A 14,535-nucleotide genomic window follows, 5' to 3' on the forward strand; every position below is an offset into this window, starting at 1 on the left:
GTTCAAATCTGCTGGTCATGATAACTTTCCCATAAAAATACCCGGAAAGTACTGGTCAACCAGTAACCTTTCCGGGTTCTAAAGACTTATTTAACGCCGTTCCAATGTTCAGGATCCCGCCGCCAAGTATGCAATGAAGCTAATTCCGCGTCGTTGATCTCGCCCTTTTTACGGGCCACCTTAATCAGCGCTGAATAATTCGACAGGCTAAATAATGGTAGACCGGCCGCCGCAAAATTTTCAGTGGCCGCATCCAAACCGTAACTAAAGATTGCGCCGACCGCTAAGATATCACCACCGGCTGCTTGAACCGCTTTAGCCGCTTGCAAGACACTGCCCCCGGTCGAAATCAGGTCGTCTAACATGACGACCTTTTCGCCCGGCTGCAGCACACCTTCGATTTGTCGACCCGCGCCGTGGTCCTTGGGCTTCGAGCGAACGTAAATCATTGGTAAGTCCAACAATTGGGCGACCCAGGCCGCGTGCGGGATTCCCGCCGTTGCAACACCGGCAATTGCTTGCGCCTCCGGATAACGTTGCTTAATCAAGTCGGCAATTCCGTTCGCAATATGGTTACGGACGATCGGGTAAGAAATGGTCAGCCGGTTATCGGTATAAATCGGGCTGTGAATCCCGCTCGCCCAAGTAAACGGGTCGGTCGGCCGTAGCGTGACCGCGCCAATTTCCAATAAGTCGGTCGCAATCGTTGCTGCAAGTTCTGTCATAATTAGTCGCTCCATTCTGTCAAAATTTGTTGATAGGCGGTCCGCGGGTCGGCCGCTTGGGTAATCGGTCGGCCAACGACTAAGCCGTTACTCCCCGCGGCGGCAGCCTGTGCCGGCGTCATCACCCGTTGCTGATCATCCGCCTGCGCGCTGGCTGGTCGAATACCCGGGGTAATGCCTAGGAAATCGGGACCGCACGCCGCGTGAATCGCCGCGACTTCTTGGGCGGAACAGATTACACCGTCACAGCCACTTTGCTTAGCAACTTTCGCGTAATGCACCACACTTTGCTGAACGCTACCGGCGATTTGTTGGTCCTCATTTAAAATAGTTTGATTCGTCGAAGTGAGCTGGGTGATTGCTAATAATTGCGGTGCCGCCAGTCCTTGCGACTGCGCACCGGCCAGCAGCCCGCGCTTGGCGGCCGCCAACATCACGTGACCACCGGCAGCGTGAACCGTCGTGTACGTCACACCCAGCCGGCCGATGACCCGCATTGCGGCTTCGACCGTGTTTGGAATGTCGTGCAGTTTTAAATCCAAGAACACGGCGTGCCCCCGCTCCTGAACGGCCCGGACAATCGCCGGACCGGTCGCGTAAAACAATTCCATCCCGATTTTAACCGTTACGGCGGTGCTTGCCGGAAAACGGTCCAAAAAGGCCAACGCCGTCTCAGCGGTTGGAAAATCCAACGCAATAATTACCGGTCGCGTCATCCCTGCACCTCCGTGACTAATTGCTGAAGACTTTCAATCCCGTACTTATCCATCTCAGCCGGTAAACCGGCGATGATGTCCGTGCAAGCCGTTGGGTGACCGTACGTCGCGGCCCCGACTTGAACGGCGTTTGCGCCCGCCAAGTAAAATTCCAGGACGTCGGCCGGCGTAAAGACGCCACCAACCCCGATAATCGGTAACTTGGTCTGCTGACGGACTTGGTGAATCATCCGCACCGCCAACGGGTGGATTGCCTTACCGGATAACCCACCGGTACCGTGCGCCAAAATTGGTTGCCGGGTCGCGAGGTCAATCCCCATCCCAGTTAAGGTGTTAATCATCGTTAACCCAGCGGCGCCACCCGCTTCCGCGGCCGCCGCAATCGGCACGATGTCGGTTACGTTGGGCGTTAACTTCATGAAGACCGGCTTATCAACCGCCGTCACGATTTGGCGGGTCAACGCCTCAACCGTTGCCGGATCCGTTCCGAATGCCAAGCCACCGTGGTCGACGTTCGGACACGAAATGTTGATTTCTAGTAACTTAACGTTGGCCGCCGTCGCCATCTTTTTAGCAACCGTCACGTATTCCTCAAAGCTGGCTCCGGCCACACTACCGATAATCGGTAAGTCCGGGTAGTGCGTTGCCAACCACGGTAACTTTTCCGCCAAAACAGCTTCAATACCAGGGTTTTTTAGCCCAATGGCGTTCAACCAGCCGGCGGTCGTCGGGGCGGTCGTTGGCCGTGGATTGCCCACCTTCGCCTCAGCCGTAGTCGACTTAATAACCAGTCCGCCCAGCGCGTTTAAATCCAACTGTTGGGCCATTTGTTGCCCATAGGCCGCCGTCCCACTTGCTGGCATGACCGGATTTTGGAGCGTTACGCCCGCTAAATTTACTGTTAATCGTCCCATCGTATTCCTCCTATAAGGCCTGGGTCACAAACGACTGCGACTCGCGAACTTGTAAAATGGCAGCCACGGTATCCAACGCCGTAAACAGTGGAATCCCGTGGGCAATCGACGTGTTACGAATTAGCGCGCCGTCGTCGGCCGCCTGTTCCTCGTCCGAAACCGTGTTGATGACGACTTGGACCTGGCCCGCTTCCATTTGGTGCAGTAGGTCATTTTCGCCGCCGTCAATTTTTTTCACGACCGCGACGTTGAGCCCGTGGTCCGTCAAGTAGCTGGCCGTCCCGCTGGTTGCTAAGAGCTGGTAGCCCAGTGCGTGGAACCGCCGTGCCAATTTGACCGCTTCCGGCTTGTCGTCGTCACGAACCGTAATCAAGACGTTGCCGGTGCTTGGCACGTGGAGCTTGGCCGCTTCAAACGCCTTGTACAGCGCCTTAGCCATCGTCTTGTCTGAGCCCATGACTTCACCGGTGGATTTCATTTCCGGTCCTAACAAGCTGTCGACCCGGTTAAGCTTAGAAAATGAGAAGACCGGCGCCTTCACGTGCACCATGTCGCTAACTGGGGCTAAGCCCGTTTCAAAGCCCTGCTCCCGCAACGACTGGCCTAAAATTACGCGGGTCGCGACCTGCGCCATTGAAATGTTGGTGACCTTGCTTAAGAACGGAACCGTCCGACTAGCCCGGGGGTTCACTTCAATCACGTAAACCTGTTCGTCGTGAATCACAAATTGAATGTTCATCATCCCAATGCAGTTCAGCGTTAAGGCTAACTGCTTGGTGTACGTCACGATTTGGTCCTGCACCGCCTGCGATAGTGACTGGGGCGGGTAAACCGCCATCGAATCACCGGAGTGGACCCCGGCACGTTCGATGTGTTCCATAATGCCCGGGATCAAGACCGTTTCACCGTCGCAAATCGCGTCAACTTCACACTCTTTCCCGACCAAGTAGCGGTCGATCAATACCGGGTGGTCGTTTGAGACCTTCACGGCGTTATGCATGTAATGGTCGAGGTCGGCGCGCTTCTTCACAATTTCCATCGCCCGTCCACCGAGCACGTAGCTTGGCCGTACTAAAACCGGGTAACCCAAGCGGTCGGCAATCGTTAACGCGGTCGCTTCATCACTCGCCGTATCACCGGCTGGTTGCGGGATCTTCAATGACTTGATGACTTTGTCGAAGGCGTCGCGGTCCTCAGCGCGGTTGACGTCAGCCACGCTGGTCCCTAAAATCTGAACTCCGCGGTCGGCTAACGGTTGCGCCAAGTTAATCGCCGTTTGACCACCGAATTGGACGATGACCCCCTTCGGCTTTTCTAAATCGATGACGTTTAAGACGTCTTCTAGCGTCAGCGGTTCAAAGTATAATTTGTCGGAAACCGAGAAATCGGTTGAGACCGTTTCCGGATTACTGTTCATAATAATTGCTTCGTAACCGGCCTTTTGGATGGCTTTAACCGAATGGACCGTTGCGTAATCGAATTCGACCCCCTGCCCGATTCGAATCGGACCGGACCCTAAAACCAGCACGGACGGCCGTTGATCGACCACGCTTTCGTTTTCAAATTCATAAGTCCCGTAGTAGTACGGGGTCGCGGATTCAAACTCACCCGCGCAAGTATCGACCATCTTATAAACTGGCGTCAACTGGTGGGCTTCGCGGAACTGCCGCACCGTGTCGGCGTCTTCGTGCCAGTAGTCGGCGACCGTTTCGTCGGTAAAACCGTTGCGCTTAGCGGTAGTTAAAACGTCGATGTCATCAACGTGGGCCTTCAACGTGGTTTCGATTTCCGTAATGTGTAGTAGTTTATCGAGGAAGAACACGTTGATCTTGGTTAATTCAGCTAAATCATCAATGGTGTAGCCGCGCCGAATGGCTTCCATTAGGTAAAACAAGCGGTCGTCCTGGGCATGAATCAACTTATCACTCAATTGGTCATCATCGACCGCCCGCAGTGACGGTTCTTCCGCGTGATGCACACCAATTTCCAGTGACCGGACCGCCTTAAGGGTGGCCTCTTCCACGTTGCGGCCAATCGCCATAACTTCCCCGGTCGCCTTCATCTGGGTCCCTAAGCGCCGGTCAGCCTTAGTGAATTTATCGAACGGCCAGCGTGGAATCTTGCAGACCACGTAGTCGAGTGCCGGTTCAAATTCAGCGTAAGTCGTGCCGGTCACGGGGTTTTTAATTTCATCCAAGTGTAACCCAACCGCAATTTTAGCCGCCATCTTGGCAATTGGGTACCCGGTCGCCTTTGAAGCTAACGCTGAGGAACGGCTGACCCGCGGGTTGACTTCAATAATGTAGTAGTTAAAGCTATGCGGATCGAGCGCTAACTGAACGTTACAGCCCCCCTCAATTTTCAACGCGCGAATAATCTTCAACGCGGCGTCGCGTAACATCTGCACTTCGCGGTCCGCCAACGTCTGGACCGGTGCGTAGACGATCGAATCGCCGGTATGAATGCCGACCGGGTCAAAGTTTTCCATGTTGCAGACGACCATTGCGTTGTCGGCAGCGTCGCGCATCACTTCAAATTCAATTTCCTTATACCCGGCAATGCTTTGTTCGATCAAGACCTGGGTCACCGGTGATAACGACAGCCCGTTTTCGGCAATTTCACGCAGTTCGGCGTCGTTTTCGGCAATCCCGCCACCGGTACCGCCCATCGTGAAGGCCGGCCGGACAATGACTGGAAAGCCCGACTTATCTGCAAATTCTAAGGCCTCGTCAACGGTGTGGGCAATGCCGGATGCCGGAACCGGTTCACCTAATTTTTCCATTAAGTCTTTAAACTGTTCGCGGTCTTCCGCCTGGTCGATCGCACTGAGCTTGGTCCCCAGCAGTTCAATGTGTAACTCGTCTAAAATGCCCGACTTGGATAATTCCATCGCCATGTTAAGGCCCTGTTGGCCACCCAGCGTTGGTAAAATGGCGTCCGGCCGTTCCTTGCGCAAAATTTGCGAAACGAATTCCAACGTAATTGGCTCCAAGTAAACCTGGTCGGCAATTTCCTTATCGGTCATGATGGTGGCCGGGTTCGAGTTGACCAACACCACTTCGTAATCCAGTTCCTTTAAAGCTAAGCACGCCTGGGTCCCCGAATAATCAAACTCTGCGGCCTGACCGATAATAATTGGGCCAGAACCAATGACCATAATCTTATGAATATCTGTACGCTTAGGCATTGAATTTGCTCTCTTTCCGGGCCACTTGATGGGCCGCCATCAAATCAATAAACTCGTCAAAAATGTGATCCGCATCGTGCGGACCCGGCGCAGCGTCCGGATGGTATTGCACTGAAAAGGCCGCGTAATCGCGGTGACGGAGCCCTTCGACCGTACCATCGTTGATTTCTTCGTGGGTCATCATCAAGTCCGTTTGACGCAACGATTCCTTTGAAACCGCGTAGCCGTGGTTTTGCGAGGTAAAGTCGATTCTACCAGTTGCAATCTCCCGAACCGGGTGGTTAAAGCCGCGGTGCCCAAATTTCATCTTGAACGTATCGGCGCCGTTAGCTAACGCAAATAGTTGGTGACCCAAGCAGATCCCGAATAACGGAATGTGCTTTTCGACCTCACGAATCATCGGTAACGCACTCGGCACGTCCTTGGGGTCGCCAGGGCCGTTGGTCAGCATCACGCCGTCCGGATTAAGTGCCATGATTTCGGACGCGGTCGTGTTATACGGCAGGACCGTTAAGTTGCAGTGGCGTTTTGCTAACTCCCGTAAAATGGAGTGTTTCAAGCCAAAATCAACGACCACCACGTTAGGGCCGGTTGACGGATTGGGGTAAGCGTTTGTCGTTGAGCTTTCCGCTACGACCGCCTTGCCGAGTTCCGTTACCCGCAGCCGGTCGACGGTATCTGGTAAGACTTCATCGACGATGGTCGCTTTCATGGCTCCCTGTTCACGGATGTGCTTAGTCACGGCCCGGGTATCGATATCGGTAATTCCGGGAATATTATTTTGTTTTAAGTAATCATCAAGCGACATTTCGCTGCGCCAGTTACTGGCACGGCGGGCAACTTCGTGAACCACGACCCCCTTACAAGTGGGTTTAATTGATTCGTGATCGTCACGGTTAATGCCGTAATTTCCAATCAACGGGTAGGTGAACATCAAGATTTCACCGTTATACGATTGGTCCGTGATGGATTCTTGATAACCGCTCATCCCGGTATTAAAAACCAGCTCACCAACCGTTGCCGTTGGCGCCCCAAAGCCGGTCCCCGGGTAGACGGTACCGTCCGCTAATACTAAGTATCTTTTCATTTTGCTTGGTCCTTTCTGTAAGCCACCTGGCCGTCCACTAACGTCATTAAGACGTCCCCATAAACGGACCAGCCAATAAACGGTGAATTATGTCCCTTGGACAACATGTCAGCTGCTTGAATTTGGTATTGATGGTCTAAATCGATGATGGCCAAGTCGGCCGCTTCACCAACTGCTAGGTGCCCCGCAGCCGTCAAACCAAATAGTTCGGCCGGTTTGGTACTCATCAGGTTGATCAATTGCCCCAGGCTAATGAGCCGCGTCTTAACCAGCGCCGTGTACATCGTGGCAAACGCGGTTTCAATGCCGGTGATCCCGAAGGCCGCTGTCCGCATACTCCCAGCCTTTTCAGCGTCGGTGTGCGGCGCGTGGTCGGTCGCAATAAAGTCGATTGTGCCGTCTAACAACCCGGCAATCAAAGCGGCCCGGTCGCGCGGTGACCGCAACGGCGGGTTCATCTTTAACATCGGGTTATCCATCGTGATGTCTTCGTCCGTTAGTAGTAAGTGGTGGGGCGAGACTTCACAAGTGACGTTGATGCCGGCGCGCTTGGCGTCGCGAACGACCCGCACGCTTTCGGCGGTCGAAACGTGACAGACGTGGTAATGAACCCCGCTAGCTTCGGCCAGCATGACGTCCCGCGCAACTTGCGCCGCTTCGGAAACGTTGTTGATGCCCGGCAACCCGAGCTGCTCAGCAACTGGTCCGGCGTTCATCACGCCCCCCTGATAGAGTGAATCGTCCTCAACGTGGGCGGCCAGTGGTAACCCGGCTTTCGCCGCCCCGACCATGGCTTGGTACATGGTATTCGCAGTTTGAACCCCCGACCCATCGTTGCTAACGGCAAAGGCCCCCGCCTGCTTGACCGCCGCAAAGTCGATCAACTGATCACCAGCGCGGCCAGTCGTAATGCTAGCGTATTGCGCTACGTGGACCTTCGCCTTGGTGCGGTTAGCGGCCACCATCGCTGCGACCCGTTCCGGCGTATCCGGTACCGGGTCAACGTTCGGCATCGCACCGACCGTGGTAAACCCACCGTGGGCGGCTGCCGCGGTCCCGGTCGCAATCGTTTCCTTCGCCGTTTGTCCGGGCTCGCGCAGGTGCACGTGAACGTCCACTAAACCGGGACTTACGAAGTGATTTGCCGCGTCGATCACCTGGTCGGCCCGCGTGGTTGCCGCGGTCAGCTGCGGATCAATGGCCTTAATTTTCCCCTGCTCAATCAATAAGTTGGTCTTAACGAGTTGGGTTTGTTGCCAAACTTGTGCGTTCGTTATTAAAGTCGCCATGCTTAAACCTCCAATTGTTCGGGCGTAATCAAGCCCCTCTGTGCCAGTAACCGGGTAATCATTGCCATCCGGACGTAAACGCCGTTGGTCATTTGTTGGAAAATCCGCGATTGGGGCGCTTCGACTAAGTCACTCGCAAGTTCAACCCCGCGATTGACCGGTGCCGGGTGCATAATAATGGCGTGCGGCTGCATCCGGGCGGCACGCGCCTCAGTCAGACCGTACTGCTGATGGTAACTACCGGCATCAAAGGCTTGGTTATTCGCCTGGGTCAGCCGTTCGTGTTGCACCCGCAGTAACATCACGACATCCATCTTGGCGACCAAGTCATCGATGGGTTCGTACTGCCCGTACTTGGCAAAGTCCGCGCCGTACCATTCCTTGGGGCCACTGAAGTACACCGAAGCACCCAATTGGGTCAGCAACGTCATGTTCGAGCGGGCGACCCGTGAATGCGCAAGGTCACCGATAATGGCAACTTTTAAACCGTCAAAGTGCCCGAATTCTTCGTAAATCGTGTCCATGTCTAGTAGCGACTGCGACGGGTGCTGACCGCTGCCGTCACCGGCGTTGATCAGGCTCATTGGTAGCTCGGCATCCACAATTTCTTGGTAGTAACGGTCACGCGGGTGGCGAATCACCGCTAAGTCAACGCCGATTGCCTGAATCGTTTTTAAAGTGTCCAGTAAGCTTTCCCCCTTGGTCACCGAGCTGGTCTTGGGATCAAACGGAATGACCTGTAAACCTAACCGCCGTTCGGCCATTTCAAAGCTGGTGTGCGTCCGGGTACTATTTTCAAAGAAGAGGTTCATCGCAAAGCTTGGCCTCTTCAACTGCAAAGTCTTACCGGCTTTAAAGGCTTGGGCTAATTGAATAAAATCCATGACATCCTGATTATCAAATTGGTCAACGCTGACCAAGTAATTCTTCGTTTGCATGTTTTTGATTACTCCTATCCGGGTATTAAAAAAGTCTAGCTCCTGCAATAATTGTTCGCAAAGAGGCTAGACTCCGATTAAGTGACCACGCATGGCCCAACCGTTTCGTTCCTCTCTGGAAACAATTAAATGGTTAGTTATTCAATTTATCCTTCTAATTTTTCAATGGTAATCCCGTCGTGCCCGTCGTATTCTTCGAGCGCCACGTTAACTTGTTCATCTAAAGCGGTCGGAATGTTCTTGCCGATAAAGTCCGGCCGAATCGGTAACTCGCGGTGACCACGATCAACTAACACCGCCAGCGAAATTTTAGCGGGACGGCCATGGTCCATCAAGGCGTCTAAAGCCGCCCGCACCGTCCGGCCCGTAAACAGCACGTCGTCGACCAAAATCACGTGTTTCCCGGTAATATCGACCGGGATATCCGCACCGTTCAACTTGGCCTGGCCGGCAACGTCAATGGCGTGATGATCATCACGGTAAAGGGTAATGTCTAAAGAACCGACTGGCACGTCAACGTCTTCTAACTGTTTCAACCGCTGTGCGAGTCGCTGCGCTAAATAAATCCCCCGCGTCTTGATCCCCATAAAGACTAAGTTACCGACACCCTTATTTTGTTCGATAATTTCATAAGTGATCCGCGTTAACGCGCGGCGCATCGTCATTGCATCAACGACTTCTCGTGCCATCTCGACTTCAGCTCCATTCTTGATTGAGTCACCCCGGGGTAGCAAAAAAGTCTCCCCGTTTTCCTGCAAAAACCGTTGGAGACTCCTAGAAACCCGTTCCCCTTGTTAGCCTCACAGGACTAAGTTAAAGGTGCTTGTTTAATTGAAATAAGTGTAACCAACTCCCTAGGCGCTGTCAAGCATCACCCCTAATTAATTTGGTCAATTAAGTTAGCGGCACCGGCAACCTCAACTTATCAAATGATAGTTCATTTATTTTTAATCTATTTTTCATTTAATTATAGTCAAATTGTCAAATTATCGGTATACTACTTGTGAAAGATAACTAATTTCTAGGGGGACCTGCCATGCGATTACAAACACTATTAGAAACACCTTCAATGCAAACAATGCGGGTAATCGCGGGTAAGCGGGGGCTCAAACGGCAGATTAACAATATCGGGATGATTGAATCCCCAGACATTGCCAACTTTTTAAAAGCCGATCAATTCCTAATCACGAACGGCTACCCGGTCGCGAATACGTCAACCGATCCGGTGGCGCTGATCAAGGCCATGAACGCGGCTAACTGCGCTGGGCTGGGAATTAAAGACCACCGCTACGTTGACCACCTGCCCCAAGCTGTTCTCGATTTAGCCGACGAACTGGCCTTTCCCATCATTATTACCCCGGGCAACGAATTGGTTTCCGAAACGGTTCGGAAAATGCTTGGCATTATTTTAAAATCCCAAACGGATGAACTTAGTCGTATTGTTCATGCTAATCAAATTCTTGCCGACCTCTTATTAAAAGATCCGTCGCACGCCACGGTGCTGAATAAATGTAGCGAACTACTCGACCACGCCGTTTTCCTAATGGACAGCCATTTTCGGGTCATTAGTGCCTCTCAGAGTCTCCCGGTGACCCGGCACACCCTGACCGACTTTTTACGCAACGAAACTAATATTGACTACTTCAACTTACATAGCCGGACAACCGTGACTTATCAACAATTAACGTTAACGATAACGCCACTCTTTTCGGCGTACAAGGAAAATAAGGCCTTCGTTGGCTTCGTTGACCTAGACGCGGGCAATTCGACCGATGAGATGTTGACCCAGGTGATTTTAAACACCCTGAGTTTTGTTAACAGCCGCGTTGACATGCTAAACGAATCGGCCTTTCGTAACCAGAGTGGTTTTTATTTGAACGTGATGGACGGTGGCATCTCCAACGAGCTAGTCAAAAAAACGTTGAAGGCCCGCTCGATCGAGCCGAGTACCAAGTTCCAGTGTGCGACCGTGTTAGTGACAACTAACCACCAGTCACTACTCAGCAACCATTTATTAGAGCAGGTTCAACAACTAACGCTTTGGTTCATTAAGGAATACGAATCTCCGGTAATCGCCTTCTCACTCAAGCAACAGTTGGTGCTACTAATTGATTCCGAGCAAAACGCCCAACACTTTTTAACAGCCCTCGTCGACTTCATTCAACCTAAGTTGGATAAGGCCGACCGCTTGATCGTCGGTTACAGTTACTCGACGCTACCGCTGACCGAACTCGCAACCACCTATAACGAAGCGGCCGAAGCGCTCGCACTGAGCCGGAACAGCAACCATCCCATCACCATTTACCGGCCGAAATACGTCAAAGAATTGATTTCGTTGATTCCGGCCAACGAGGCCAAGTCCTTCGTTGAACGGGTCTTAGGTGGCTTAGTCGGTGGTATCAGCGCGGCCGAACAGCTCAACCTACTGAACACCCTGTACGGTTATTTCTATTACCACCAAAACATCGCGGAAGTCGCCGGACACTTAGATATTCACCGCAACACCGTGATTTACCGGCTTAAAAAAGTCGAAAAGAAGCTAGCACTGAACTTAGACGACCCCGAACAAGCCCAGACCCTGGAAATGGCCGTCCTCCTGTGGCATAACCAGCAAATCCAAAAGTGAACGTTTTCATTCCAGTTAAATTAACTTTTTGTGTTTTCACGAACATTGAATTATCCGGATTAGTTTGTATTCGGGTTTTATGTATGTTAGAATAATCCACATTCAAATATCAGTTTATTGCCTATATAATGTCATAATATGGTTGACGAGTTTCTACCCAATCCCGTAAAGATTGGACTATAAGCAGACGAGGACACCCCGTTTGCCGGGGTGTCCTTTTTTACTTACATTTAGGCGTAATCAGACTTAATGAGGAGGATTTTAACGTTGAAAGAAGTTGCTACCGCCCCTAAAATCAGCAACGTTAAAGCGGCAATTTTAGGGTTTCAGCATTTACTGGCCATGTATTCAGGTGACGTCTTAGTCCCACTATTAATTGGGGCCGCCCTCCACTTTACGACCGCCCAGCTAACTTACCTAGTTTCAATCGATATTTTCATGTGTGGGATCGCGACGTTCCTGCAATTAAAGCGCACGCCGTTAACCGGGATCGGCCTGCCCGTGGTGCTAGGCTGTGCGGTTCAGGCCGTCAACCCGTTGATTCAAATTGGTAAAACTTACGGACTTGGGACCATGTACGGGTCAATTATCGGGGCTGGGATTTTCATCTTCCTGATTGCCGGACTCTTTTCAAAAATCAAGAACCTGTTCCCGCCAGTCGTAACCGGGTCGTTGATCACCATCATCGGGTTCACCCTGATTCCAGTCGCCTTTGAGGACTTAGGTGGTGGCAACGCCGCTGCTAAGGACTTTGGTAACTTACCCGCCCTCGGAATTGGCTTTTTAACCATCGCCATCATCGTTGGCATTAGCGTCTTCGCTAAGGGCTTCCTGAAGTCGGTATCAATTTTAATCGGTATCTTAGTCGGTACCTTAATTGCGGGGGCGTTAGGGATGGTTTCCTTAAAACCGGTGGCCGAAGCGAGCTGGTTCCACTTTCCGACCCTCTTTTACTTCGGAGCTCCGCACTTTGAGTGGTCATCGATTTTAACCATGATCCTAGTCTCGTTAACGACGATGGTTGAATCGACCGGCGTCTTCTTCGCCCTTGGTGACATCACCGGACGAAAAATTGAAAGTGCTGATTTAAAACGCGGTTACCGCGCTGAGGGGATTGCCGTCATCTTAGGCGGTTTGTTCAACACCTTCCCTTACTCAACTTTCTCGGAAAACGTCGGCGTGGTGCAGCTATCCGGCGTGAAAACCCGCAAACCGATTTACTACTCCGCCGCATTCTTGGTCATCCTCGGGTTATTGCCAAAAATTGGTGCGCTTGCGACCGTGATTCCAAGTCCGGTCCTCGGTGGTGCGATGGTCGTGATGTTCGGGATTGTCGGTATTCAGGGGATCCGGATGCTGGCGAACGTCGATTTTCAAAATAACAATAACTTACTCGTGGCTGCCGTTTCAATTGGATTAGGGCTGGGCGTTACCGTCCAAACCAACATCTTCCAATTCCTACCAGCCGCCCTCCAAATCATGTTGAGTAACGGGGTGGTCGTCGGCAGCCTTTCCGCCGTCATCCTGAACTTACTCTTTAATCACGGTACTAACCAACCTAAAACGAACGCCTAACCTAATCCAGGTCTGACCAGCGAAACGCTGGTAAGGCCTGGATTATTATTTTAATATTCAGTTAACGTTTCCCTTTTTCGAGAAAAACCAGTATGTTATACTAATTAATTGTGTGATTGTTAACTTTTTATTAATTTAGGAGTGAGTGCTATTTTAGAACGCGTCTTTCATTTGCGGGAAAACCGAACATCGGTCCGTCGCGAATTTGTTGGTGGGTTAACTACGTTTCTCGCCATGTCGTACATTTTAGCCGTTAATCCCGAACTACTCGGGAGCACCGGGATGAGTAAAACGGCGGTCTTCACCGCCACGGTACTGGCGGCAATCGTCGCTTGCTTACTGATGGGTGTGGTCGCCAACTTTCCGGTGGCCTTAGCACCGGGCATGGGCCTGAACGCCTTTTTCACCTACACGGTCGTCCAGGAATGGCACATTCCGTGGCAAACGGCGCTGGCCGGCGTTTTTGTTGCCGGACTACTCTTCATTCTACTGACCCTGTCCAACTTACGGGATAAACTGATCAACTTGATTCCGAGTGCGTTGAAATACGCCGTTTCCGCCGGAATTGGCCTGTTCATCGCCTTTTCCGGGCTGCAAACGTCCGGGATCATCGTTGCTGATAAGTCCAACGCAGTCGCGCTGGGCAACTTACACGATCCCGCCGTCCTACTAGCAATTTTCGGGATCATCGTCGGCATCATGTTAGTCACCGCCAACGTTACCGGTGGGATTTTCTGGGGCATGTTCATCACGGCGATTGTCGGCATGATTTTTAAAATCATTCCGTTACCAACCGGCATCGTTAGTGGTGTACCTAGTGTGCAACCACTCTTCGGGCAAGCCCTGACGCATATTACCGATATCAATTCGTTTCAAATGATCATCGTAATCTTAACCTTCTTTATCATCGGCTTATTCGATACGTCGGGGACGTTGGTCGGCGTTGCGACCGAAGCCGGGATGGTCGACCAAAAGAGCGGTGAAGTTAAGGGCGTGGGTAAGGCCCTCTTCAGTGGCGCACTGGCAACGACGATCGGCGCAATTTTGGGGACTTCCCCAACGACCGCCTACGTTGAATCGACTTCCGGCGTTGCGGTCGGCGCCCGAACCGGATTATCCTCGGTTTTCGTCGCCATCCTGTTTGCAATTGCCGCCTTCTTCTCACCGCTACTCGGCGTGATCACCTCGGCGGTTACCGCTTCGGCGTTGATCATCGTGGGTATCTTGATGCTGTCCAACGTGCAGTACATCGACTGGACGAAGTTTGAAATTGCCGTGCCGGCCTTCTTCACCATGGTCATGATGCTCTTGACCTACAGTATTTCCGAAGGGCTAGCGGTCGGCTTCATCTTCTACCCGATTACCATGACGGTTAAGGGGCGTTGGCGGGAAGTCAACGCGTTGATGTGGATTATGATGGTGGTCTTCATCCTCTACTTTGCGGTCGTCGCGTAATCGATATAAAAATCTGGTCCTCA

The 14,535-nt window shown here is 52.2% G+C and carries 11 protein-coding genes and 1 riboswitch; of the genes, 3 read left to right on the plus strand and 8 right to left on the minus strand.

What is annotated here, in order from left to right; translation table 11 throughout:
• Positions 1-86 precede the first annotated feature (86 nt).
• From pyrE to pyrR, 8 genes are all read right to left on the minus strand, one after another.
• Positions 87-725 carry an orotate phosphoribosyltransferase gene (pyrE, locus tag FFM82_RS07525; protein ID WP_137645246.1) on the minus strand — a complete coding sequence of 213 codons (639 nt, stop codon included), beginning with the start codon at positions 723-725 and terminating at the stop codon, positions 87-89.
• Between the two features lie 2 nt (positions 726-727).
• The gene (gene pyrF / locus FFM82_RS07530; RefSeq protein ID WP_137645247.1) at positions 728-1,441 is read right to left on the minus strand and encodes an orotidine-5'-phosphate decarboxylase; all 714 of its coding nucleotides are present in this window, start codon (positions 1,439-1,441) and stop codon (positions 728-730) included.
• Complete coding sequence (locus FFM82_RS07535; RefSeq protein ID WP_137645248.1) at positions 1,438-2,355, minus strand: dihydroorotate dehydrogenase; 918 nt, start codon at positions 2,353-2,355, stop codon at positions 1,438-1,440. The genes pyrF and FFM82_RS07535 overlap by 4 nt, the downstream gene beginning before the upstream one ends.
• Positions 2,356-2,365: 10 nt before the next feature.
• Complete coding sequence (gene carB / locus FFM82_RS07540; RefSeq protein WP_137645249.1) at positions 2,366-5,542, minus strand: carbamoyl-phosphate synthase large subunit; 3,177 nt, start codon at positions 5,540-5,542, stop codon at positions 2,366-2,368.
• The gene (locus tag FFM82_RS07545) at positions 5,535-6,629 is read right to left on the minus strand and encodes a carbamoyl phosphate synthase small subunit (protein WP_137645250.1); all 1,095 of its coding nucleotides are present in this window, start codon (positions 6,627-6,629) and stop codon (positions 5,535-5,537) included. Before FFM82_RS07545 ends, carB begins: the two co-directional genes overlap by 8 nt.
• Entirely contained in the window at positions 6,626-7,918 is a 1,293-nt protein-coding gene (pyrC, locus tag FFM82_RS07550) for a dihydroorotase (protein ID WP_137645251.1), read from the minus strand. Before pyrC ends, FFM82_RS07545 begins: the two co-directional genes overlap by 4 nt.
• Positions 7,919-7,920: 2 nt before the next feature.
• Positions 7,921-8,856, minus strand: a complete 936-nt coding sequence (locus tag FFM82_RS07555) for an aspartate carbamoyltransferase catalytic subunit (RefSeq protein WP_137645252.1) — start codon at positions 8,854-8,856, stop codon at positions 7,921-7,923.
• 146 nt (positions 8,857-9,002) lie between these two features.
• Positions 9,003-9,545, minus strand: coding sequence for a bifunctional pyr operon transcriptional regulator/uracil phosphoribosyltransferase PyrR (gene pyrR / locus FFM82_RS07560; RefSeq protein WP_137645253.1), 543 nt, complete (start codon positions 9,543-9,545; stop codon positions 9,003-9,005).
• A 347-nt stretch (positions 9,546-9,892) separates the two neighbouring features.
• Here pyrR and FFM82_RS07565 point away from each other — a divergent pair, with 347 nt between their 5' ends.
• From FFM82_RS07565 to FFM82_RS07575, 3 genes are all read left to right on the plus strand, one after another.
• Complete coding sequence (locus FFM82_RS07565; protein WP_137645254.1) at positions 9,893-11,482, plus strand: PucR family transcriptional regulator; 1,590 nt, start codon at positions 9,893-9,895, stop codon at positions 11,480-11,482.
• A gap of 101 nt (positions 11,483-11,583) precedes the next feature.
• Positions 11,584-11,682: riboswitch (purine riboswitch) on the plus strand.
• 67 nt (positions 11,683-11,749) lie between these two features.
• Positions 11,750-13,057, plus strand: coding sequence for a nucleobase:cation symporter-2 family protein (locus FFM82_RS07570; RefSeq protein ID WP_137645255.1), 1,308 nt, complete (start codon positions 11,750-11,752; stop codon positions 13,055-13,057).
• Positions 13,058-13,228: 171 nt separating this feature from the next.
• Complete coding sequence (locus FFM82_RS07575; RefSeq protein WP_137645256.1) at positions 13,229-14,512, plus strand: NCS2 family permease; 1,284 nt, start codon at positions 13,229-13,231, stop codon at positions 14,510-14,512.
• The last annotated feature ends 23 nt before the right edge of the window (positions 14,513-14,535 follow it).

Source organism: Lactiplantibacillus plajomi (genome assembly GCF_005405405.1).
GTDB classification, from domain to species: domain Bacteria; phylum Bacillota; class Bacilli; order Lactobacillales; family Lactobacillaceae; genus Lactiplantibacillus; species Lactiplantibacillus plajomi.